Below are 23,663 nucleotides of genomic sequence, written 5' to 3' on the forward strand. Positions count from 1 at the left end.
GGCCATGCGCGACCGCAGGTACCCGAACCCGGCGCTGGCGATCCTCTACCTGGTGGGCGGCTTCCCGCTGAGCCTGTTCACCTTCATCGTGACCCTCGTCCTGCTCTGCGTGGGCGTCGGCACCGTGGTCATCTGGGTGGGGGTGCCGCTGCTGGTGGGCAGCGCGGTGCTGGCCCGCTCGTTCGGCAACACCCACCGGGCCTGGGCGCGCGCCATGACCGGCGCCGACCTGCCGAACCTGCCGGTGCTCACCGAGGACCGCGGCGCGCTGCGGCAGTGGCGGGCGCTGCTCACCGACCGCCGGACCTGGCGCGACATCGCCTTCCTGGGCATGGAGCTGCCGCTGTCGGTCTTCGGTTTCGCCCTGGCGGTGGCCAGCGTCCCGCTGGTCCCGCTGGCGCTGTGGCTCACCCCGCGCTACGCCTGGCTGCACTCCCAGCTCGCGGTGGCCATGCTCGGCCCGGACCGCACCGCCGACCTGACCGCCAAGGCCGAGCACCTGCAGGCGTCCCGGGCGCGCGGGGTGGACGCGGCCGAGGCCGAGCGGCGGCGGATCGAGCGCGACCTGCACGACGGCGCCCAGCAGCGGCTGGTCGCGGTGGCCATGGGCCTGGGCCGGGCCAAGGGCAAGCTGGACGCCGACCCGGACCTGGCCCGGGCGCTGATCGACGAGGCGCACGCCGACGCCAAGCTGGCCGTCGCCGAGCTGCGCGACCTGGCCCGCGGCATCTACCCGGCCGTCCTGGGCGACCGCGGCCTGGACGCGGCGCTGTCGTCGCTGGCGGCCAAGTGCCCGGTGCCGGTCGAGGTGGCGGTGGCGGTCGAGCCGCGACCGCCCGCCGCGGTGGAGAGCACGGCGTACTTCATCGTCGGCGAGTCGCTGACCAACATCGCCAAGCACTCGGGCGCGCGCAACGTCACGGTCAAGGTGTGGCGGCACGAGCGCGGCAGCGGCGACCAGGTCGTCGTCGAGATCACCGACGACGGCGACGGCGGCGCGAGCATCCGCCCGGGGGGTGGGCTGGCGGGCCTGGCCGACCGCGCTGCCACGATTGACGGCGTGATGACCGTGGTGAGCCCCATCGGTGGGCCAACAGTGATCAGGGCGGACCTGCCGTGCGAGTGGTGATCGCCGAGGACTCGGTGCTGCTGCGGGTGGGGGTGACCAGGCTGCTGGCCGACGAGGACATCGAGACCGTCGCGGCGGTCGAGGACGGCGACGCACTGCTGGAGGCGGTCAGCGAACACCGCCCCGACCTGGCGATCGTCGACGTCCGGATGCCGCCGACCTTCACCGACGAGGGGCTGCGGGCCGCGCTGCGCGCCCGCGAGGAGGTGCCGGGGCTGCCGGTGCTGGTGCTCTCGCAGTACGTCGAGGAGCGCTACGCGGTCGAGCTGCTGGCGGGCGGCGCCGGGGGCGTGGGCTACCTGCTCAAGGAGCGGGTGGCCGACGTCGCCGACTTCATCGACGCGGTGCACCGGGTCGCCGGGGGCGGCACCTGCATCGACCAGGAGGTGATCGCACAGCTCATGGCGCGTGGACGGCGCAACCCGATAGACCTGCTCACCCCGCGCGAGCGCGAGGTGCTGGGCCTGATGGCGCAGGGGCTGTCGAACGTGGCCATCGCCCGATCGTTGACGGTTTCCGACGGGGCGGTGGAAAAGCACGTGGGGAACATCTTCTCGAAATTGGGCCTGGAGCCCACCGGTGAGGAGCACCGGCGGGTTCGGGCCGTGCTCACCTTCCTCAACCGGGCCTGACCAATTCCGCGCCGAGATCGATCGCGGGATTCCTTTCCAGGAATACCAGAGTCCTTTGAGGACAGGGCGGCCCCACCCCGCGCGGGTGGAGCCGCCCTGTGTTTCGCGACGACCGGCCGGTGCGGCGGGGCCAGGCCCCGCCGCACCGGATCCGGTCAACTCACCGCGAGCGTGACGTCGTCGAGGACGAACGACGTCTGCAGTGAGGCGTCCTCAGTGGAGGCGAACTCCAGGGTCACCGACTGGCCCGCGTACGCGCTCAGGTCCAGGGTCACCTGCTGGTAGTCGCCGGAGGCGTCGAGGTTGGAGTGCGTCTTGACGGTGGCGGCACCGACCCGGACGACCAGGGTGTCGTACTGGACCTGCTCGTTCTCGGCCGTGTCGATGTGCACCCAGTAGGACAGCGTGTAGCTCGTGCAACCGCTGGGAACGCTCACCGTCTGCCTGACCTGCTCGTTGGACGCGGTCCCCCAGCCGCCCAGCCAGGCGGAGTTCTGGCCGCCGTGCGCCGGGTGGCCCAGCGCGGAGTGGTCGCCGATCACGTTGACCGACGCGGTCCAACCGGAGGCACCCGACTCGAAGTCGGGGTTCGCCAGCACCTGGGTGGGCGTGCACGAGCTGCCCGGGGTGACCGTCCAGTCGACCGACGCGGTGCCCGAGCCGTCGGTGGCGGTGGCGATGACCACCGACTGGTAGCTGCCCTCGGTCTTGGCGGTACCGGTGACCAGGCCGTCGCGGTCGATGGACAGGCCGCCGGGCAGGCTGCGCGCCGACCAGGTGTACGGGCCGGTGCCGCCGGAGGCGGTGAACTGGACCGAGACCGGCTGGCCGACCTTGACCGACTGCGGGCCCGGGTTGCTCACCGTGACCTCGACGCCGCCGCCGATGGTCCACACGAAGGTGACCGTGCCGGTGCCGCCGGTGGTGCCGGTGGCCGTGGCGGTCACGGTGAACTTGCCCGCCGTGGTGGGCGTGCCGCGCACGACCGCGGTGCTGGTGCCGCCGCCGCTGTCGGCGCTCAGGCCGTCCGGCAGGCCGGTGACCGACCACGTGTACGGCGCGGTGCCGCCGGTCGCGACGAGCTTGAGGCCCGCCTTGACGCCGACCTTGCCGGTCTGCGGGCCCGGGTCGCCGATGGTGATGTCGCCGCTGGGCGCGTCAGTGACGACCCAGCCGAACTTCTGGCTGCCCGGGTTGCCCGAGCGCGGGGTCGCGGTGACCACGACGCCGTACTCGCCCGCGGTGGTCGGGGTGCCGGAGACGACCCCGCCGGAAGCGGAGATGCTTAGGCCGGGCGGCAGACCGGTGGCCGTCCAGGTGTACGGCTCGGTGCCGCCGGTGGCCGACAGCGTGAGGCTCACCGGCGTGCCGACCCGGCTGTTCTGGTTGCCGGGCGGGGTGACCGTGGTGTCGCCGCCGGGTGCATCGGCGACGGTCCAGGTGAACGACGCGCTGCCCGGGGTGCCCGCGGACGGGGTGGCGGTGACGTTCACGGTGTACGAGCCCGCCGTGGTGGGCGTGCCCGAGATGACGCCGCTGGTGGAGATGCTCAGACCGGGCGGCAGGCCGGTGGCGGTCCACGTGTACGGCGCGGTGCCGCCGGTGGCCGACAGGGTCAGGCTCGCGGGCGCGCCGACCTGGCCGGACTGGTTGCCCGGCGCGGTGACCACGGTCGGCGTGGTGCCCGAGCTCTCACCGGTGAACAGCAGGCGGTTCGGCGAACCGGCGCCCGGGTTGGTCACCTTGCCCTGCGTGGCCTGCGCGAACAGCGCGGTGGCGACGGCGGCGGGGGTGTCACTCGGGTGCGCCTGCAGGTAGCGGGCGACAGCGCCGGCGACGTGCGGGGTGGCCATCGACGTGCCGCTGATCCGGTTGGTCGCGGTGTCGTTGTCCTTCCACGACGAAGTGATGTTCTGCCCGGGCGCGAAGATGTCGGTGCAGGTGCCGAAGTTGGAGAAGGACGCCCGGGCGTCGGACTCGGCGGTGGCGTTGACGGTGATCGCGGAGGGCTCGCGGGCGGGCGAGGAGCCGCAGGCGTCCTTGTTGTCGTTGCCCGAGGCGACCGCGTGGACGACACCGGAGGCGACCGAGTTCTTCACCGCGGTGTCGACGGCCGCGGAGGCGCCGCCGCCGAGGCTCATGTTGGCCACGGCGGGTTTCACCGCGTTCTGGGTCACCCAGTCGATGCCGCTGATGACGCCGGTGTTCGTGCCGGAGCCCTGGCAGTTGAGCACCTTCACCGCGACCAGCTTGACCTGCTTTGCCACGCCGTACTCGGTGCCGCCGATGGTGCCCGCCACGTGCGTGCCGTGGCCGTGGCAGTCGGTGTTGTTGGTGTCGACGGTGTTCGTGCCCCAGGTGGCCCGGCCCGCGAAGGTGGTGTGGCTGGTGCGGATGCCGGTGTCGATGACGTACGCGGTCACCCCGGCGCCGGTGGTGTCCCAGTTGTACTTGTTGTCCAGCGGCAGGTTCCGCTGGTCGAGCCGGTCGATCCCCCACGACGGCGGGTTCGGCTGGGTGCCTGTGGCGCGCACCACCGCGTCCTGCTCGACCGAGGCGACCGACGGGTCACCGGCGAGCTTGCGGGCCTGTGCGGCGGACATCGTGGCCGCGAACCCGTGCAGGGCGCTGTGCCAGGTGGCCTTCACGGTGCCGCCGTAGCGGCTCGCCAGCCCGGCCGCGGTGCGGTCCACTTGGGACCGCTGAGCGGCGGAGTCCTTCAGTGTCACCACGTAGCTGTCGGGCACCGAGTCGGCGCGACCGGCGCCGAGGACGGTGCCCTCGGCGGCCTCGGCCGTGCCCATGCCGACCGCCAGGGCGGCCGCGGTGACCGCGACGGCTCCCGCGCAGACCAGACGTCTGCGCAGACTCCCGCGAACTTGTCTCATGGGATTACTCCAAAGAAGAGCAGCAGGGAACAGGGGACGTTCGCGCGAACGGCTTCGGCAGGCCGACCAGGGAAAGCAACCACGATCACACCGGGCAGCGCCAGATCTCGGCAACAAGTTCCGCTGTTCAGTCCATAGGTCAAGGGCTATCCCATTTGTAATCGGCATAATGCCACACACTTATAGGGAAATCCCTTTGTGAATTCACAGGGTATGGCTGGCCCCACCCCCGGCCTTCCAGCCCGCCCCAGGACGCGGATGCCTGCTGGCCGGGCTGTGCCCGCCCGCGGTTCCCGAGAGGCTGACCGGCGTGCGGAACAGCAGCGCTAGGGGGCCGAGAATGCGACGAGACCCGTTCCTGGACGTGATCCGGGTGGGGGCGATCCTGCTGGTGGTGGGGCAGCACTGGCTGATGCCGGTGCTCAGTGCCACCGGGGACACCCTGACGACCGGGAACGCGCTGACGACGCCGGGTTGGTGGCTGCTCACCTGGCTGTCGCAGGTGATGCCGGTGGTGTTCTTCGCCGGTGGCGCGGCGAACGCGCACTCCTACCGGACCGCGGCGGGCCCGCGCGAGTGGCTCGCCGGGCGGCTGGGCAGGCTGGTGCTCCCGGTGCTGCCACTGGCTGCGGTGTGGGTCGGGCTGCCGAACACCATGCTGGCGCTGGGTTTCCCGGCCCAGCCGGTGGACCTGGCCGGTGGCATCACCGCCCAGCTGCTGTGGTTCCTGGTGGTCTACCTAGCCGTCGTGCTGCTCACCCCGCTGATGGTCAAGGCGCACGGGCGGTTCGGCGCGTGGACACTGCTGCCACTGGCAGCGGGGGCGGTCTTGGTGGACGCGGTGCGGTTCGCGGGGCTGACCGAGGCGGGTTACCTCAACGCGGTGCTGGTGTGGCTGGCCGTGCACCAGTTGGGGATCTGCTACGCCAACGGGCTCTTCGAGTTCGGCTCGCGGCTGGGCTACTGGGCGTTGGCCGCGGCCGGTTTCGGCACCACCGCGCTGATGGTCGCGTGTGGACCGTACGCGCCGAGCATGATCGGGATGCCCGGGGCGCCGGTGTCCAACATGAGCCCGCCCGCCGCCGTTCTCCTACCGCTGGCGCTGGGTCAGCTCGGGCTGCTGCTGCTTGCCCGGCCGTGGCTGAGCCGGTTGGACGGGCCGACCGCGCGGGCGCTGGGCGCGCGCAGCACGACGGTGTACCTGTGGCACATGCCCGCCCTTGTCGTGGTGGCGGGCGTCGCGGTGCTGGGCTTCGGTTACCGCACACCGGATCCCGGGTCGGTCGCGTGGTTCGCGGCTGCCCCCGTCTGGCTCGGCTGCGCGACGCTCGTGCTCACCGGCTTGGTGAACGTGTTCGGCAGAGCGGAAACCCTGCGCCTGGGCGGCGTCCCGGCCGGCTCGCGGGTGGTGACCGGGACCGTGATCACCGCGCTCGGACTGCTCGGCCTGACCGTGCGGGGCTTCTCCCCCGACGGCCCCGGCCTGTTCGACGGGCCCGTGCCGTGGGCGGCCATGGTCGTCGCCGGTCTGGTGGTCGGGCTGTGGGACGACCGAGAGTGGGCCGCCCGCTACGGGCGGGCGACCCACTTCCGGCTGATCAGGCTGCCAGCACTCCCGCGGCCACTGGTTCCAGCGCCACGGCGAGCACGTCCCGCACGTCGCTGACCAGGTGCACGGTCAGCGCCGCGCGCACCGAGTCGGGCACGTCGTCCAGGTCCGGCTCGTTGCGCTGCGGCAGCAGCACCGTGGTGATGCCCGCGCGGTGGGCGGCGAGCAGCTTCTGCTTCACGCCGCCGATCGGCAGGACCCGACCGGTGAGGGAGACCTCGCCGGTCATCGCCACGTCCGCGCGCACCGGGCGCCCGGACAGCAGCGAGGCCAGCGCGGTGGTCATGGTGACCCCGGCGCTCGGGCCGTCCTTGGGCACCGCGCCCGCCGGGACGTGCACGTGCACACCCCGGTTGGCGAGCTCACCGACCGGCAGGCCCAGCGATGGGCCGTGCGAGCGCAGGAAGGACAGCGCGATCTGCGCGGACTCCTTCATCACGTCACCCAGCTGGCCGGTGAGCGTGACCCCGCTGGCCCCGGTCTCCTTGTCCGCCAACGACGCCTCGACGAACAGGACGTCGCCGCCCGCGCCGGTGACCGCCAGACCGGTCGACACCCCGGGGACCGAGGTCCGTTCGGCCGACTCCGGCGTGTGCTTGGGCTGCCCGAGGTAGCCGCGCAGGTCGGCGACACCGACGTGCAACGGCAGCTCGGCCGTGCCGAGCGCGAGCTTCGCGGTGACCTTGCGCAGCACGCGCGCGATCGCCCGCTCCAGCTGCCGGACCCCGGCCTCACGGGTGTACTCCCCCGCCAGCAGCCGCAGCGCGGACTCGTCGACGACGACCTCGTCGGCCGTCAGCCCCGCGCGCTCCAGCTGCCGGGGCAGCAGGTGCCCGGCCGCGATGGTGACCTTCTCGTCCTCGGTGTAGCCGTCGAGCGCCACCAGTTCCATCCGGTCCAGCAGTGGCCCGGGGATCGAGTCGATCACGTTCGCGGTGGCCAGGAAGACCACGTCGGACAGGTCCAGCTCGACCTCGAGGTAGTGGTCGCGGAAGGTGTGGTTCTGCGCCGGGTCGAGCACCTCGAGCAAGGCCGCCGTCGGGTCGCCGCGGTAGTCCGAGCCGACCTTGTCGATCTCGTCGAGCAGCACCACGGGGTTCATCGAGCCCGCTTCCTTGATGGCGCGCACGATCCGGCCCGGGAGTGCTCCGACGTAGGTGCGCCGGTGCCCGCGGATCTCCGCCTCGTCGCGCACACCGCCCAGGGCGACCCGGACGAACTCGCGGCCCATCGCCCGCGCCACCGACTCCCCGAGCGAGGTCTTGCCGACCCCGGGAGGCCCGGACAGCGCCAGCACGGCACCGCTGCGCCGTCCGCCGACCACGCCGAGCCCGCGCTCGTCGCGCCGCTTGCGCACGGCCAGGTACTCGATGATCCGGTCCTTCACGTCGGTCAGACCGGCGTGGTCGGCGTCCAGGATCGCCCGCGCGCCCGCGATGTCGTAAGCGTCATCGGTGCGGGTGTTCCACGGCATCTCCAGCACCGTGTCCAGCCAGGTGCGGATCCAGCCGACCTCGGGCGACTGCTCCGAGGTGCGCTCCAGCTTGTCCACTTCGGACAGCGCGGCCACCCGGACCTTCTCCGGCAGCTCGGCGCTCTCGACCCGGGCCCGGTAGTCCTGCTCCTCGGAGGCGGGCTTGCCGTCCAGCTCCGCCAGCTCCTTGCGGATGGCGGCGAGCTGCTGGCGCAGCAGGAACTCGCGCTGCTGCTTCTCCATGCCCTCCTTGACGTCCTTGCGGATCGTCTCGGCCACGTCCAGCTCGGCCAGGTACTCCCGGCCCCACTCCAGCAGCCGCTCCAGCCGGGCGGTGACCTCGGTGGTCTCCAGCAGCCAGACCTTCTGCTCGTCGGAGAGGTAGGGCGCGTAACCGGCCATGTCGGCCAGCGCGCTCGGGTCGTCGACCTGGGTCACGGTGTCCACGACCTGCCACGCGCCGCGCTGCTGCAGGATGGTGGTGACCAGGCCCTTGTACTCGCGGGCCAACTCGGCGGTGCGCTCGTCGGTGGCCTCGTCGGCCGTCTCGACCTGCACCCACAGGGCGGCGCCGGGGCCGGTGGTGCCCGCGCCGATGCGCACCCGGGCGGTGCCGCGCACCACGGCGGCGAGCTCGCCACCGGGCAACCTGCCGACCTGCTCGACCACGGCGAGCGTGCCGACCTTGGCGTACTTGCCCTCCAGGCGGGGCACCAGGACGACTTGCGCGGGTTCGGTTCCGGCCCGGGCCGCCTCGACGGCCGCGCGGGCCTCGTTGGCGTTCTCGGTGCCGGTGAGCTGGATGGGGACAACCATGCCGGGGAGGAGGACGGTGTCGTCCACGGGCAGCACCGGCAGCGTCAAAGCCTCGGACATCGCCTGATCACACTCCAGAAGTTGAGTCTGATCCCGTCAACTTCATTGAGCGTGGTTTTGTTTCCGCTCAGTGTTCGCCCAGAGCGAGCAGCCGGGCGGGGTTGTCGTGCAGCACCGCCCGCAGGAACGGTTCGCCCAGGCCAGGGGCCTGCGCCCAGCCCGCGATGGCCCGCAGCTGCTCGGCGTAGGCGTACGGGATGCTCGGGAAGTCCGTGCCGAGCACGATCCGGTCGCCCAGGTCGGCCAGCCGGGCGGTCCAGTCGTCCGGCAGCGGCGCGTTCCGCAGGGTGAAGTCGACACCGACCATCGTGGTGTCGAGGTGCACGCGCGGGTAGCGCTCCGCCAGGTCCAACGCCTCGGAGATCTCCGGCATGCCCGCGTGCGCGAGCACCACCGCGAGACGGGGGTGTGCGCGCAGGACCTCTTCGAAGACGGGGATGCCGGTGTGCGCGCCGGGCAGCGGCCCGTGTCCACAGTGCACCACCACCGGGACGCCCGCCTCGGCCAGCAGCCCCCACGCGGGGTCCAGGAGGTCGTCTCGCGGGTCGTACGCGCCCACTTGCACGTGCGCCTTCACGCACCGCGCACCGGCTCTTAGCGCGCCTTCCAGATACCGCCCCACCGACGGCTCGGGGTAGACAGTCGCGGTAGGTACTGCCTCCGGCACCCGGGCGGCGAAGTCCAAGACCCACTCGGTGAGCCACTCAGCCATACCGGGCTTGTGCGGGTAGACGAGCGGCGCGTACCCGACCACACCCAACGACCGCAGGACCTCGACCCGCTCGCCCTCGGACTGCCGGTAGTGGACCGGCCACGCGGTGCCGTAGTTGCGCTCGGCGTCGTCGAAGTAGGCCCACACCTTCCGCTGCACCGGATCGGGCAGGAAGTGCACGTGCAGGTCGACCAGCCCGGGCAGCCCGAGCCCGCGGACCCAGTCCGCTACCTCGGCGTCGCTGCCCGGCCCGGCCACTACTCGCGGCCCTTGGCCCGCCGCCCGACCGCCTTGGCGATCTCCCGGTTGGCGTCGCGCTTGGCCAGGTCCTGGCGCTTGTCGTAGGACTTCTTGCCCTTGGCCAGCGCCAGCTCGACCTTGACCTTGCCGTCGGAGAAGTACATCGACAGCGGCACCAGGGAGAGCCCGGACTCTTTGATCTTGCCGATCAGCCGGAGGATCTCGCCCTTGTGCAGCAGCAGCTTGCGGGTGCGCCGCGGCTCGTGGTTGGTCCAGGTGCCCTGCGTGTACTCCGGGATGAACAGGTTGCGCAGGAACACCTCGCCGTCGTCCACCGTGGCGAACGCGTCGACGATGGACGCGCGGCCCTCGCGCAGGCTCTTCACCTCGGTGCCCACGAGGACCACGCCCGCCTCGTAGGTGTCGATCACCGAGTAGTCGTGGCGCGCCTTGCGGTTCGTCACGATGGCCTTGCGGCCGCGTTCCTTCGCCATGGCCGTGACTCTACGTGCGAGCCGCGGCGGGCGGCGACGGCGATACCGCGATCACGTGCGCACGTAGAGGCGGAGCGTGACGTAACCGGTCACCGCGGAGATACCCAGCGCGACCAGCAGCAGCCACGGCGCGACCAGCAGGATGTCTATCGACTCCACCGAGCGCACCACGCCCGCGGCGATCGGGTCGGCCAGCACGTCGTCCAGGAAGGACAGCTTGAGCAGCACCAGCAACCCGATGGCCAGCACCGCGCCGATCAGACCGGTCACCATCGCCTCGAGCAGGAACGGCAGCTGGGTGTACCACCGGGTGGCGCCGACCAGGCGCATGATCCCCACCTCCGTGCGCCGGGTGAACGCCGAGAGCTGCACGGTGTTGGAGATCAGCAGCAGCGCCGCGATGGCCATGAACAGCGCGATCGCGAAGGTCATGTTCCGGAACCCGTTGAGCGCGTTGAAGAACCGGTCGAGGAACTCGCTCTGGTCGGAGATGGTGTCCACCCCGGCCCGGCCGTTGTAGCTCTGGGTGATCACCTCGGGCCGGTCCGGGTTCTTCAGCTTGACGTGGAAGGACGCGGGCAGCGCCTCCGGCCGGGCCAGCTTGACCAGCTCCGGCTGCGCCTCGAAGATCCGCTTGAACCGCTCGAAGGCCTGCTCGCGGTTCTCGAAGGTGACCGTGTCCACGGCCGGGTCGGACTGCAGCGCGCTGAACAGGCCCTTGCACGGGTCGTTCGCGCAGCCCTTGTCCGAGGACGAGACGTCGTTGGTCAGGAAGACGCTGACCTCGACCTTGTCCTGGTAGAGCACCTTCGTCTTGTCGATCATCCGCACGACCAGCAGTCCACCGCCGAGCAGGGCGAGCGAGATGGCGGTCGTGATGATCATCGCGATGGTCATCGTGATGTTCCGGCGCAGGCCGGTCACGACCTCGCTGAACACGAAGCTGGCACGCATCGGGGGTGGGTCCTCGAGTCTTGGGGGCGGGGGTTGCTAGCGGCCGACGCCGTAGACGCCGCGGGCGTCGTCGCGCACGACCCGGCCGAGGTCGAGCTCGACGACCCGGCGCCGCATCGAGTCCACGATGGAGTGGTCGTGCGTCGCCATCAGCACGGTCGTGCCGGTGCGGTTGATCCGCTCCAGCAGCAGCATGATGTCCTGGCTGGTGTCCGGGTCCAGGTTGCCGGTCGGCTCGTCGGCGAGCAGCATCAGCGGCCGGTTGACGAACGCGCGCGCGATGGCCACGCGCTGCTGCTCGCCACCGGAGAGCTCGTGCGGCATCCGCTCGGCCTTGCCCTCCAGCCCGACCAGCTCCAGCACCTCGGGCACGACCTTGCGGATCGTCGGCCGGGGCTTGCCGATCACCTCGAGGGCGAAGGCCACGTTTCCCGCCACGGTCTTGTTCGCCAGCAGCCGGAAGTCCTGGAAGACGCAGCCGATCGACTGCCGCAGCCGGGGCACGCGCCTGCGCGCCATCCGGGTGAGGTCGAAGTTGGCCACGTAGACCCGGCCCTTGCTGGGGACCTCCTCACGCAGCAGCAGGCGCAGGAAAGTCGACTTCCCGGAGCCCGATGGGCCGATGAGGAAGACGAACTCGCCCTTGTCCACCTCCACGTTGATGTTCTCGAGGGCGGGCCTCGTGGAGGTCTTGTAAGCCTTGGATACCTGTTCGAGCCGGATCACGATCGGCGAGTCTACCTCTGGTCGTTATCGAGCCGTTGCCTTGGCTCCGGTTACGGTTTTCGCTGGTCACCCTGCGTGTAGCGGTGACTACTACTGGGTCTTGCGCCAGCGGATCCCCGACTCCAGGAAGCCATCGATGTCACCGTCGAGCACCGCCGACGGGTTGCCCACCTCGAACTCGGTGCGCAGGTCCTTGACCATCTGGTACGGGTGCAGCACGTAGGTGCGCATCTGGTTGCCCCAGGACCCGCTGGAGGAGTCCTTGAGCGCGTCCATCTTGGCCTGCTGCTCCTGCCTGCGCCGCTCCAGCAGCTTCGCCTGCAGCACGGTCATCGCCGAGGCCTTGTTCTGCAGCTGCGAGCGCTCGTTCTGGCAGGACACCACGATCCCGGTCGGGAGGTGGGTCAGCCGGACCGCGGAGTCGGTCGTGTTGACACCCTGTCCACCCGGACCGGACGACCGGTACACGTCGACCCGCAGGTCCTTGTCGTCGATCTCGACGTGGTCGGCCTGCTCGACGACCGGGGCCACCTCGACCGCGGCGAACGAGGTCTGCCTGCGCCCCTGGTTGTCGAACGGCGAGATCCGCACCAGCCGGTGCGTGCCCTGCTCGACCGAGAGGGTGCCGTAGGCGTACGGCGCCGCGATCTTGAAGGTGGTCGACTTGATCCCCGCCTCTTCGGCGTAGGAGGTGTCGTAGACCTCGGTGGGGTAGCCGTGCCGCTCGGACCAGCGCAGGTACATGCGCATGAGCATCTCGGCGAAGTCGGCCGCGTCGACGCCACCGGCCTCCGAGCGGATGGTCAGCAGCGCGTCGCGGCCGTCGTACTCGCCGGAGAGCAGGGTACGCACCTCCAGGGAGGAGATGTCCGCCTTGAGCTTGGCGAACTCGACCTCGGCCTCGGCGGTGGTGTCGGCGTCGCCGCCGTCCTCCTCGCCGAGCTCGTAGAGCACGGCGAGGTCGTCGAGGCGGGAGCGCAGCTCCTCGACCTTGCGCAGCTCACCCTGCCGGTGCGAGAGCCTGCTCGTCACCTGCTGGGCGGAGTCCGGGTCGTCCCACAGGTCCGGCTTGGCGGCCTGCTCCTCGAGCTCGGCGATCTGCGCGCGCAGCCCGTCGAGGTCCATCACCGCCTCGACACTGGCCAGCGTGGCGGAGAGGTCCTTGAGGTCAGCGGCGACGTCCGGGTTCACGTCGGAAAAGACTACGCGGACACGGGCGCCGCCGCTGCGGCGGTAGGCCGGTCAGGACTTGGGGATCGAGTCCAGCAGCTTGAGCACGGCCTTGGCCCTGGCCACGCCGAACTCGGCGATCGCCTTGGCGTAGGGGTCCTCGGCGGTCTTGGCGGCCGTCTTGGCCGCCTCGTGCTCGCCGTTGTAGACCTGCTTGGCCGAGTCGATCAGGCCGACCCGCTGCTTCGCGGTCAGCGTGCTCGCGTGCACGAGGCGCAGGATCAGCGGGCTGCGGAGGTGGTCGGGGCCGGGCTCACCACCGAGCCAGGCCTTGAAGGCCTTCTTGCCAGCGGCGGTGATCACGTACTGCTGGCTGGAGCGGGGACCCTGCTTGCCGAGCCGGACGAGTCCGCTGTCGGCCAGTGCGGGCAGCTCGCGGTAGACCTGGCTGCGCGTCACGCTGAAGAACGAGCCGAAGCGCTCGCGCGCGGCGGACACGAGCTGACCCCCGGTCTGGGGGCCCTCGTGCAGCAGGCCAAGAAGAGCTGCGGCGGTTGCATTCAATTCAGACACGCCGACAACGGTCCCACGACATGGCCGCGCTGTCCACAGTGGCCAAGTGCGGCAGTCCACAGTGGCTGATCGTTAAACAACCGCCGGGAGGGTCCGAACCCGGACCGATCAGCGCAAGATCGGCACCCCATCTGGCCCAAACTCGGACGGTCCCACATGGACTTCCCGGACTTGCTCCCCCGAAGGAGTGGATCTCTTCCCATCGCGCTACCCGTTCGGACCAGTGCGATCGGCCCCGCCCGTAGTCGGTACGGGACTTGTTGAACACCCGGAAATAATCTGCCAATGTGGTCCAGATCACCCGAATGTCGCAGGTCAACGCCCGAAAACCGCTAGTGGACAGACCATCCGAGTCGCCTCCGGACCGCCCGGACGACCCACGATCGACTCGACGAACGTTGCGTTTGCGGTGAAACTGTCACACCCCAGGGCACTGTCGACGGTCCAGTGTGGACGCCTGACGCGGACACCTCGGCCCGCTCCCGCCAAACGCCCGTGCGGATGCACGAGCACCCGCCCGCCAGACCTCCTGGATGGTCGAGGTTGCACCCCCGTTGCGGTGACGGCATCCGGTCCACGCCATCGCATCCGACCACCAGTCCCCCGAACGCCACGCCACATCCCGCACCGGTGCGTACTCGACACCGACCAATTCGCGGTATTGCCCAACACGAAACCGACTCCCCGGTACGCCCAGTTCCCTCGACCACCACACGATCCCCACCCCTCCAACGCGCCACCCCCGCACAAGTAACGCCCCCACACACCCCCAACAGAATCCCCTCCCTTCCCTGTACCGAAGGGACCCGACCGGGAGCGTGCCCACCGAACACCCCAAGCCGCTCAGTGGACCCACGACGCGGACAGGACCATCCAGACACCCGACCGGAACACGACCGCTCCACGGACACCCAGACCCACCCAACCGCCCAACCCAGACCCAAGACGCCAGCCCCAGCCACGGCACGCCGCCCCCCGGCTCACGGCCCACGGCACGCAGCCCGCGGCCCACGGCCCACACCCAACCGATGCACCCTCGCCACCCCAGCCCAACGGACCACACCACCCCCAGCGCAGCGCCGCCCAGCCTCAACCTCAGCCAGACGCGCCCCATCCCCCAACCCGCCGCCCCGCACTCCCCCACCGAGTCCTCATCCCCCCACCCGACACCAGACCCAAGACCCCGCCCCCACACCCCACCCGAGATCAACACCCGCTACGTCCGCCACTCCCCAGGCCCCACTCCCCAGGCCCCAGGCCCCAGGTCCCAACTCAACCCGCCCCACCCACCCACCCCCAGCCAAACCCAAATCCCACCCCAGCCCCACCGCCCACTCCCACCCCCAAACGAAAAAGGCCCGATCCATATCGGATCGGGCCTTAACCGTTTGTAGCGGGGACAGGATTTGAACCTGCGACCTCTGGGTTATGAGCCCAGCGAGCTACCGAGCTGCTCCACCCCGCGTTGCTAAACAGAACTCTACACACCCTCGAAAACCCACTCCCACCCACCCCCCTCTTTCCCAGAAGGAGCCCCACACCCCCCACAAAGCCGCAGGCAAGCCCACCCCCAACCCCACCCAGCACATCCAGCACATCCAGCACACCGCTCGCTCCCCCAATGCGATCGGCGAAGCCGTGAGCCAGCCCCACAACACTGCTCCCACAGCCCGATGCGATCGGCGAAGCCGTGAGCGAGCCCCCCACCACCGGTCACACACCACGATGCGACGACCGAAGGTCGAGCGAGCACCGCTGGAACCGCCACCGATCGCACCGTGGGGGTCTGGGGGCTCGGCCCCCAGAAACAATGCGAAGACCGCCCCACACCTGCGCTTTCCGCAGGTATAGGGCGGCCTCGATCGTAGCGGGGACAGGATTTGAACCTGCGACCTCTGGGTTATGAGCCCAGCGAGCTACCGAGCTGCTCCACCCCGCGTCGGTAAATATGACTCTACACGGGGGTGGACGGGGATACAAATCAGGGGGGTTGGTGGTGAGTGGGGTCACTCATTCCGGTCAGGTGCCGGTGATCCGCCCGCCGCGGGGCGGTCACCGGCACCTGTTGTCGGGAGTGGTCACCCGCCGCCGGAGGCCGGTGTGGGCGACGGTGAGGCGCCCGAGGACGACGGGCTGGTCGGCTGCCCGGCCTTCGCCTTGGCGGTGTCGTACTGCTTGGTGGCCGCGTCCAGTTCGGCCAGTGCCTTGCCCTGCTCGGTGAAGTCGCCGGTGCGCTGGGCGTCCCGCAGGTGCGTGATGGCGGCGTTGAGGGCCTGCACGGCCCGGTCCAGCTCGGTGCCGCCGCCGGACCCGGTCGTCGGTGGCGCGGTGCTGGTCGTCGGCGGCTGCGAGGAGCTCGTCGGCGGTGTGGTGCCGTCGGTCTGGCCCGGTTTGGTGGCCGTGTCACCGGTGCCCTCGCCGAAGACCTCGTCGAGCGCCTCGTCGATCGTGGGCGCGAAGCCGACCTTGCTGCCGAAGGCGACGAGCACCCGGGCGAGCTGCGGGAACGAGTTCGCGTCCTTGCGCTGGATGTAGAGCGGTTCGACGTAGAGCAGCCCGCCTGCCACGGGCAGGGTCAACAGGTTGCCGAAGGTCGGTGTGACGCTCTGGTTCTGCAGCAGTGTCCGGTTCTCGGCGACCTTCGGTGTCGTCTGGAACCGGTTCTGCACCTGGACCGGTCCCTCGGCCTGTTGTCCACTGGAGGGCAATCGGAGGATCTTGATCTGCCCGTAGTCGGACGGATCGGACGAGGCGGACACCCACGAGGCGAGGAACTGCCGGTTCAGCAGGGTCAGCGCGCTGGTGAGCTGGAACGTCGCCTTCTCCTGCCCGGGCGCCTGGGCGAGCACGTAGTACGGGGGTTGCTTGGCACCGCTGGTGTTCGTGCCGTTGGAGGCACCGTCCTCGGTGGGGTCGGTGGGGACGTTCCAGAAGGTCTTCTGCGAGAAGAACTCGTTCGCGTCGGACACGTGGTAGCGGGAGAGCAGTTCGCGCTGGACCTTGAACAGGTCCTCCGGGTAGCGGAAGTGCGACCGCAGCTCCGGGGAGATGTCCGAGGACGGCTTCACGGTGCCGGGGAAGACGCCCTGCCACGCCTTGAGGACCGGGTCCTTGTCGTCGATGGAGTACAGCGTGACCGTGCCGTCGTAGGCGTCGACGGTGGCCTTCACCGAGTTGCGGATGTAGCTGATGGTCCGGTTCTCCTGGCGCACGACGCCGCCGAGGGAGTCCGTGGTGGCCTCGCCGAGCGCGGTGCGCTGGGAGTACGGGAAGTTCTCCAGCGTGGTGTAGCCGTCGATGATCCAGGTGATCTTGCCGTTGACCACCGCCGGGTACGGGTCTCCGTCGAGGGTCAGCCACGGCGCCACCAGGCTCACCCGGTCCCGCGGGTTGCGGTTGTACATGATCTTGGCGCCGTCGCCGATCTGCGACGAGAACAGGATGTTGCGCTCGGTGTTGTGCGCGGCGAAGACCAGCTTGTTGAACAGGTTGTCGATCGGCACACCGCCCTTGCCGTCGTAGACGAAGGTCTTGCTGGAGGTGTCGTACTCCAGCGGGCGCCCGTTGTCCTTGCCGCCGACGATGGCGTAGTTGTCGGTGGCCAGCTCACCGAAGTAGATCCGCGGCTGGTCGACCTTGATCGGCCCCTGGCCCGCCAGGTCGCTGACCTTGAAGACCGGGTAGCCGCCCTGGTCGTTGGAGTCCTGCAGCGCCGAGTTGATCGTGTTGGCGGGCGCGGCGACGAACCCGTTGCCGTGGGTGAAGACCATGTGCCGGTTGATCCAGCCGCCCTGGGCCTCGGTCAGCCCACTGGTCTTGATCTCGCGCGCGGCGACGATGTAGTCCTGGGTCTTGCCGTCGATGCTGTAGCGGTCGACGTCGAGCTTGTCCGGGAAGCCGTAGAAGTTCTCCCGGCCCTCGCGCTGGGTGAAGGTGGGCGCGAGGATGTTCGGGTCGAGCAGCCGCACGTTCGAGATCGTGTTCAGGTTGCCCTGGTCCGACCGGATGGCGGCGGGCGAGGCGTCGGCGACGCCCGCGTAGTCCTGGGTGCTGACCTTGTCCGGCCCCAGCCCGAACGCGACCCGGGTGGCGTCGATGTTGCGCTGGATCGACAGCGCCTCCTTGGCGTTCTCGTTCGGGCGCACCGAGAACTGCTGGATGATCGCGGGCCAGGCCGCGCCGACCAGGATGCCGGAGAGGATCAGCAGCGCCGTGGCGATCGCGGGGAGCTGCAGGTTGCGCAGGAACGCGCCGACGAAGTAGGCCACCGCGCAGAAGGCCGCGATGAACATCAAGATCAGCTTGGCGGGCAGCACCGCGTTGAGGTCGGTGTAGTTCGCGCCGCTGAACAGGTCGTGCTTGCCGAAGAGCAGCTCGTAGCGCTCGAAGAAGTAGTCGACGGCGTAGACCAGCACGAACACGCCCGCGGTGATCGAGAGCTGCATGCGGGCGGGCGCGGCGAGCTGGCCGCCCTTGCCCGCCAGGCGGATGCCGCCGAAGAGGTAGTGCGTGATCAGCGCGCCGAAGAAGGACACCGCGATCGCGACGAACAGCCAGTTGATCAGCCAGGTGATGAACGGCAGGGTGAAGGCGTAGAAGCCGATGTCGATGTTGAACTGCGGGTCGGTGACGCCGAAGTCGGTGCCGTTGAACAGCAACTGCACCTGCTGCCAGTCCGACTGGGCCGCCGAGCCCGCGATCAGGCCCATCACCAGCGGGATGCCGATGCCGAACAGGCGCACCCTGGCCACGATGGTGGAGCGGTAGCGGGCCAGTGGATCGTCCGCACTGGACACCGGGACGAACACCGGCCGGGAGCGGTAGGCGATCCACAGGCTCACCGCGAGCAGCCCGCCGACGAGGATCCCGACCCCGAAGAACAGCGCGACGCGCGTCCACAGCACGGTCGCGTAGACCGACCGGAAGCCGACCTCCCCGAACCAGAGCCAGTTGACGTAGGTGCTGAGCAGCCGGGACCCGACCAGCAGGAGCAGGATCACCGCCGCGGCGATGACTAGTAGGATCCGACTGCGCCGGGACAGCTTCGGCAGGCCGATCGGGGGCCGAGTGGCCACTGGACACGCTCCAGAGTCGCTTCAGATATCGCTGTGGTTCGACGAACGGCGGACGGGGCAGGCCCCGCCCTGATCCTTCAACTCTATTAGGGCCGCTTCAGGTTCCCGTGAGGGTGTCCGAAATGTGTGGATACCTGGCGCGACTGTGGACAACTGTGGCCGGATCGGGTGACGCGCGCCCGGGTGGGAGCATGTGGTCGTGAGCCAGCCCGGTACGCATGACCTGCCCACGGTGACCCGCGAGATCGAGGAGTTCGTCGCCTCGGGCGGCTGGGACCAGCCGCCCCAGCTGTTCGCGCTCGTGCCCACCGAGCACCTGCTGCGCGAGCAGCCCGACCTGGCGGGCCAGGTCGACCCGTCCTCGGCGCTCACCCCGATCGCCCAGGAGGCCCTCACCGAGCCCGACCTGGGCGTGGCGCTGGCCTCGATCATGTGGCCCGCGGCGGTGCTGGGCTGCGCGCTCGCCCAGGAGATCGTCATGCTGCCGCCGGAGGCCGAGGCCGACCTGCCCGAGGGCGACAGCGACGCGATGAGCCGGATCGCCGCGACGCACCCGCAGGCCAGGGAGGCCCGCTTGGTCGCGGCCGCGCTGCGCGACGGCTCCGTCGCCTGCGTGCTGCGGCTGCGCGGCGGCGACGACGGCACGGCGGGCGGCGACGGGGACGGCGTGGACGGCGTGGACGGCGTGGATGAGGTCATCGAGCACCCGGAGCTGGCGGCGAACCTCACGGCCGCGCTCCTGGAGACCCTGCGCGAGTAGCGCTCGTCAGCAGCCCGGGACGTCCTTGCCCGCCTTGATGTCCTTGAGCGCCTGCACGGCGCCCGCGAGGTTCTCCACCTTGACCAGCCGCAACCCCTCGGGGGCGTTGTCCTTGGCCTCGGTGCAGTTGTCCTTCGGGACCAGGAAGGTGTTCACCCCGGCCTCCTTGGCGGCGACCATCTTGAACGGGATGCCGCCGATGCGCCCGACGTTGCCGTCGACGTCGATCTCGCCGGTGCCCGCGATGGTGGCCCCGCCCGCGAGGTCGTCGGTGCTCAGCCGGTCCACGATCGCCAGCGCGAAGACCAGCCCGGCCGACGGCCCGCCGACGTTCTGCAGCCGGATCGTGGTCTTGAACGCCACGTCCGGCCGCTCGGCCGGGCCGACCCCCATGAACCCCTCGGCGCGCTCCTTGGCGCCGAAGTCGGTGGCCTTGGCCAGGGTCAGCGGCGCGGTGCGCTCCTGGCCGTCGCGCTTGAAGGTGATCGACACCGTCTGCCCCGGCACGGTGCCGGTGAGCGCGGTGGTCACGTCGGTGGCGGCCACGATCGGCTTGCCGTTGACCGTGACCAGCTGGTCGCCGGGGGCGAGGACCTTGTCTGCGGGCGCGCCCGCGGTGATCGACGAGGCGATGACCTTGACCGGGTACTTCAGGTAGCGCAGCGCGGCGATCTCGGCGTTGCTCTGCGACTCCTGGAAGAGCTTGGTGTTCTGCTGCTCGATCTGCTCCTCGGTCTCCCCCGGGCGGAAGTAGTCTTCGCGCGGGGCGAGCGCGTAGCGGCCGCTGACCCACAGCCCGAGCGCGCCGAAGAGGCTGATCTCGTCGTTCACCGACACCGTGGTCATCCGCAGCTGACCGGTGGTCGGGTGGCTCTCCTCGCCGTCGATCTTGACGATCGGCACGCCCTCGACCGCGCCGAGCGTGTCGTAGGTGGGGCCGGGGCCGAGCGAGACGTACGGGATCGGCACCAGCAGGCCGACCAACAGGAACGCCACCGTGAGGACGAAGCTGACCACCACCGTCCAGCCGCGCCGGGACAGCGTCCTGGACAGCGTCGGCGGAGTGGGCCCAGCGGGCTGCGGCGGAGCGGGGGCGTCCGGTGCGGTGCTCACGGATCGACAGCGTACGTGCGTTCACCCAGGGCGGATCACCGGACGGCACACCCGCGGTGGCGCCGCGTACCGTGGACCCATGAGCGAGTTCCAGTTCGGCTTCAGCGCGCCGGACCCTGACGACCGGGACAAAGACAAGGACAAGTCTGCCCCCGGGCAGGGCGGCGGCAGCGAGAACCCGTTCGACGCCTTCGGCCAGCTCGGGCAGATGCTGAGCCAGCTCGGCCAGATGATGAGCCAGGCGGGCACCTCGAGCGGGCCGGTCAACTACGACCTCGCCAAGCAGATCGCGGTGCAGAAGCTCGGCGGCCAGGTCGGCTTCAGCGCGCCGTCGGAGTCGGCCAAGGCGGTCACCGACGCGGTCCACCTGGCCGAGATGTGGCTCGACCCGGCCACCACGCTGCCCGCGGGGGCCACCTCCGCGCGCGCCTGGACCGCCCGCGACTGGGTGGAGCACACGCTGCCCACCTGGCAGCGGCTGTGCGACCCGGTGGCCAGGCGGATGTCGAGCGCCTGGGTCGACGCGCTGCCCGCCGAGGCCAAGGAGCAGGCCGGTCCGCTGCTGGCGATGGTCGGCCAGATGGGCGGCATGGCGTTCGGCTCGCAGCTGGGCGGGGCCCTGGCCCAGCTCGCCGCCGAGGTGCTCACCGCCACCGACATCGGTCTGCCGCTGGGCCCGCCCGCCACCGCGGCGCTGCTGCCCGCGAACATCGAGGAGTTCACCAAGGGCCTGGAGCGCCCGGCCAGCGAGGTGATCGTCTTCATCGCCGCCCGCGAGGCCGCCCACCAGCGCCTCTTCGCGCACGTGCCGTGGCTGCGGCAGCGGCTGCTGGCCACCGTCGAGGAGTTCGCCAACGGCATCAAGGTCGACACCGCCGCGCTGGAGCAGCTGGCCACCCAGGTCGACCCGGCGAACCCGGAGACCATCGAGCAGGCCATGCGCTCGGGTGTGCTGGAACCGCAGACCACCCCCGAGCAGCAGGTCGCGCTGACCCGGCTCGAGACGCTGCTGGCCCTGGTGGAGGGCTGGGTCGACATCGTCGTCGGCGACGCGGTCGCCGAGCGGCTGCCGGGCGCCGACGCGCTGCGCGAGACCCTGCGCCGCCGCCGGGCCTCCGGCGGACCGGCCGAGCAGACCTTCGCCACGCTGGTCGGGCTGGAGCTGCGGCCGCGCAAGCTGCGGGCCGCGGCCGCGCTGTGGCGGCTGGTCACCGACCAGCACGGCATCGAGGCCCGCGACGGGCTGTGGGCGCACCCGGACCTGATGCCCACCGCCGCCGACCTGGACGACCCGATGGAGTTCGCCGAGCGGCTGGGGCAGTCCACCGACCTGGAGGACGACCCGATCGCCCAGCTCCAGCGCACCGAGGAAGCCGAGAAGCGCAAGAACGACGAGACCACCGAGGACTGAGGCGGCCACCCCGCCGGGCTCGGGGCCCTCTCGGCGCCCCGGGCCTCAGTCCTCGGTCGAGATGCCCCAGCCCGCGGCGGCGGAGAGCCCCTCCAGGTAGCCCACCGCCCGATCGGTCTTGGGGTAGGCGTGCACCAGCGCCCAGAAGTCCTCGCCGTGCCCGGGGACCAGCAGGTGGGCCAACTCGTGCACGAGCACGTAGTCGAGCACCCAGGCCGGTACCTCGCGCAGCCGCTCGCTGACCCGGATGGTGCGGTCGGCGGGTGTGCAGGACGCCCAGCGGGTGCGCATCGGCGGCACCCAGCGCACCGCCTCGGGGTCGCACCGCCCCTCGAAGTAGCGCTGGGACAGCTCGCCGCAGCGCGCCAGCAGCGCGGTGTCGGAGGTGCGCGCGGGCGAGCGCCTGCGCGTCTCGTTGCGCAGCAGCCTGCGCTGCATCTCCTGCACCCAGTGGGCCTCCTCCTTCTTGGAGAGCCTGGCCGGGATCAGGACGATGACGGTGTCGCCTTCGCGGTAGGCGGTGACGGTTCGAGTCCTGCGCTTGCTCCGGCGCACCTCGACGCGGTGTTCGACCACGCCCCCAACCGTAAGGGGCGGCACCGACATCGCGGGAGGACCGGGAGGGTGTGACTCTCGCCTGTGGACAACTCGATCCGCCGATCGGCGGAGTCCGGGACGCTGTGGCGCATGCGAGAACCAGCACGTCCCCAGCGGCCCCGGCTCCGGCCCGGCGTGGCCGTCCTGCACCGGCGCACCGGCGAGATCCAGGTCGGCCTGGACCCGAGGCGGGCCCGGGTGTTCGCCGAGTTGCCGGACCAGGTGGTCGCGGCCGCCGCGGGGTTGACCGGCGGCCGCACGACCGAGGAACTGCTCGCCCAGGTCGGCCCGCACGGCGCCGCGATGGTCGAGCTGCTGGCCGACCTGGTGGGCCATGGCCTGGTCGAGGACGCGGGCGCGGTCACCCCCGCTTTGCCGCGCAGGCTCGTGGCGGACGACACCGCCGCCGCGGGGCGGTCCCCCACCGCGGCCCCTAGCGACCGCGCGGGCTTGGGCGTCCGGATCCACGGCGACGGTCGGCTGGCCGTGGCGATCGGGTGCCTGCTGGCGGAGGCGGGCGTGGGCCAGGTCCACGTGCACGCCCGCGGCGAGGTGGCCGCCGAGGACGTCGGCGCGGGCCTGCGCCGCGCCGACATCGGCAGGCCCCGGCAGGAGGCCGCCCACGACGCGATCACCCGGGCCGAGGACAGCGTCGGCACCCAGCGGTTCACCCGGCGCAGACCGGACCTGGTGCTGCTCACCGACGCCGTGGTGCCGCGCCCGGACCTGGTCGCCGACGTGATGGCCGCCCGGCTGCCGCACCTGTGCGCGCGGGTGCGCGACGGCGTGGGCATCGTCGGCCCGTTCGTGGTCCCCGGGGTGAGCGGCTGCCTGCGCTGCGCCGACCACCAGCGCACCGACCTCGACCCGTGCTGGCCGCTGGTGGCCGCCCAGCTCGCGGGCCGCAGCCAAGCCGCCGACCTGGCCACCGTGCACGCCACCGCGGGTGTCGCCGCCGCACAGGCCCTCGACGCCCTCGGCTGGCTGCGCGAACCGTCGAAGTCCCCGCCGAGCACCTGGAACACGGCCGTGGAGATCGATGCGTTCGCCGCCACCCTCGACCGGAGGCCGTGGTCACCGCACACGGCCTGTGGTTGTCGGGCGGCCACCCGGCCCGACTACCGGGGCCTGTTCGGCCGATGACCGCCCAAAGCACGCAATTCGGACCACGAACGCCGGGTAGTCGACCGGTACCCGGGTGCCACTGTGAGCGGTCCCCTGATATCCGAG

General features: G+C 70.9%; 17 protein-coding genes and 2 tRNA genes. 6 read left to right on the forward strand and 13 right to left on the reverse strand.

Features of this window, described 5'->3' with window-relative positions:
• Positions 1-4 precede the first annotated feature (4 nt).
• Positions 5-1,129: a sensor histidine kinase gene (locus QSK30_RS25835; protein ID WP_285506574.1), complete on the forward strand. Its 1,125-nt coding sequence runs from the start codon at positions 5-7 to the stop codon at positions 1,127-1,129.
• Positions 1,117-1,761 (forward strand): response regulator transcription factor, encoded by a 645-nt coding sequence (locus QSK30_RS25840; protein WP_285506576.1) that lies wholly within the window; start codon positions 1,117-1,119, stop codon positions 1,759-1,761. The genes QSK30_RS25835 and QSK30_RS25840 overlap by 13 nt, the downstream gene beginning before the upstream one ends.
• A gap of 155 nt (positions 1,762-1,916) precedes the next feature.
• Here the strand turns inward: QSK30_RS25840 and QSK30_RS25845 are convergent, their stop codons facing one another.
• Positions 1,917-4,649, reverse strand: coding sequence for a S8 family peptidase (locus tag QSK30_RS25845; protein ID WP_285506578.1), 2,733 nt, complete (start codon positions 4,647-4,649; stop codon positions 1,917-1,919).
• 340 nt (positions 4,650-4,989) lie between these two features.
• Between QSK30_RS25845 and QSK30_RS25850 the strand changes: the two genes are divergently transcribed.
• On the forward strand, positions 4,990-6,315 hold the full coding sequence (locus QSK30_RS25850) for an acyltransferase family protein (protein WP_285506582.1): 1,326 nt from the start codon (positions 4,990-4,992) through the stop codon (positions 6,313-6,315).
• Here QSK30_RS25850 and lon read toward each other — a convergent pair.
• The 10 genes from lon to QSK30_RS25900 all read right to left on the reverse strand — a co-directional run bounded on the left by lon (position 6,248) and on the right by QSK30_RS25900 (position 18,552).
• Positions 6,248-8,608 carry an endopeptidase La gene (gene lon / locus QSK30_RS25855; RefSeq protein WP_285506583.1) on the reverse strand — a complete coding sequence of 787 codons (2,361 nt, stop codon included), beginning with the start codon at positions 8,606-8,608 and terminating at the stop codon, positions 6,248-6,250. The genes QSK30_RS25850 and lon overlap by 68 nt on opposite strands.
• Before the next feature lie 67 nt (positions 8,609-8,675).
• On the reverse strand, positions 8,676-9,578 hold the full coding sequence (locus QSK30_RS25860; RefSeq protein ID WP_285506585.1) for an amidohydrolase family protein: 903 nt from the start codon (positions 9,576-9,578) through the stop codon (positions 8,676-8,678).
• The gene (smpB, locus tag QSK30_RS25865; RefSeq protein WP_285506588.1) at positions 9,578-10,054 is read right to left on the reverse strand and encodes an SsrA-binding protein SmpB; all 477 of its coding nucleotides are present in this window, start codon (positions 10,052-10,054) and stop codon (positions 9,578-9,580) included. Before smpB ends, QSK30_RS25860 begins: the two co-directional genes overlap by 1 nt.
• A 51-nt stretch (positions 10,055-10,105) precedes the next feature.
• A complete protein-coding gene (ftsX, locus tag QSK30_RS25870) occupies positions 10,106-11,008 on the reverse strand; it encodes a permease-like cell division protein FtsX (RefSeq protein ID WP_285506589.1) in 903 nt (300 codons plus the stop codon).
• A gap of 36 nt (positions 11,009-11,044) precedes the next feature.
• Positions 11,045-11,734 (reverse strand): cell division ATP-binding protein FtsE, encoded by a 690-nt coding sequence (ftsE, locus tag QSK30_RS25875; protein WP_285506591.1) that lies wholly within the window; start codon positions 11,732-11,734, stop codon positions 11,045-11,047.
• A 90-nt stretch (positions 11,735-11,824) separates the two neighbouring features.
• Positions 11,825-12,925 carry a peptide chain release factor 2 gene (prfB, locus tag QSK30_RS25880; RefSeq protein WP_285506593.1) on the reverse strand — a complete coding sequence of 367 codons (1,101 nt, stop codon included), beginning with the start codon at positions 12,923-12,925 and terminating at the stop codon, positions 11,825-11,827.
• A 51-nt stretch (positions 12,926-12,976) separates the two neighbouring features.
• Complete coding sequence (locus QSK30_RS25885) at positions 12,977-13,477, reverse strand: PadR family transcriptional regulator (protein ID WP_285506595.1); 501 nt, start codon at positions 13,475-13,477, stop codon at positions 12,977-12,979.
• 1,391 nt (positions 13,478-14,868) lie between these two features.
• Positions 14,869-14,942 (reverse strand) — tRNA-Met (locus QSK30_RS25890).
• A 400-nt stretch (positions 14,943-15,342) separates the two neighbouring features.
• Positions 15,343-15,416, reverse strand: a tRNA-Met gene (locus QSK30_RS25895).
• Positions 15,417-15,555: 139 nt separating this feature from the next.
• Positions 15,556-18,552 carry a UPF0182 family protein gene (locus QSK30_RS25900; RefSeq protein WP_285506597.1) on the reverse strand — a complete coding sequence of 999 codons (2,997 nt, stop codon included), beginning with the start codon at positions 18,550-18,552 and terminating at the stop codon, positions 15,556-15,558.
• 199 nt (positions 18,553-18,751) lie between these two features.
• On the opposite strand from QSK30_RS25900, the gene QSK30_RS25905 reads away from it, so the two are divergent.
• Complete coding sequence (locus QSK30_RS25905) at positions 18,752-19,312, forward strand: PPA1309 family protein (protein WP_285506599.1); 561 nt, start codon at positions 18,752-18,754, stop codon at positions 19,310-19,312.
• 6 nt (positions 19,313-19,318) lie between these two features.
• Here QSK30_RS25905 and QSK30_RS25910 read toward each other — a convergent pair whose 3' ends face one another.
• Positions 19,319-20,425: a YlbL family protein gene (locus QSK30_RS25910; protein WP_285506601.1), complete on the reverse strand. Its 1,107-nt coding sequence runs from the start codon at positions 20,423-20,425 to the stop codon at positions 19,319-19,321.
• A 79-nt stretch (positions 20,426-20,504) separates the two neighbouring features.
• On the opposite strand from QSK30_RS25910, the gene QSK30_RS25915 reads away from it, so the two are divergent.
• Complete coding sequence (locus tag QSK30_RS25915) at positions 20,505-21,836, forward strand: zinc-dependent metalloprotease (RefSeq protein WP_285506603.1); 1,332 nt, start codon at positions 20,505-20,507, stop codon at positions 21,834-21,836.
• A gap of 45 nt (positions 21,837-21,881) precedes the next feature.
• On the opposite strand, the gene QSK30_RS25920 is transcribed toward QSK30_RS25915, so the two are convergent.
• On the reverse strand, positions 21,882-22,442 hold the full coding sequence (locus QSK30_RS25920; protein ID WP_502871887.1) for a M48 family metallopeptidase: 561 nt from the start codon (positions 22,440-22,442) through the stop codon (positions 21,882-21,884).
• 81 nt (positions 22,443-22,523) lie between these two features.
• On the opposite strand from QSK30_RS25920, the gene QSK30_RS25925 reads away from it, so the two are divergent.
• Positions 22,524-23,576 (forward strand): hypothetical protein, encoded by a 1,053-nt coding sequence (locus QSK30_RS25925; RefSeq protein WP_285506607.1) that lies wholly within the window; start codon positions 22,524-22,526, stop codon positions 23,574-23,576.
• Positions 23,577-23,663 lie beyond the last annotated feature (87 nt).

The organism is Actinokineospora sp. NBRC 105648, from assembly GCF_030269645.1.
Lineage (GTDB): Bacteria > Actinomycetota > Actinomycetes > Mycobacteriales > Pseudonocardiaceae > Actinokineospora.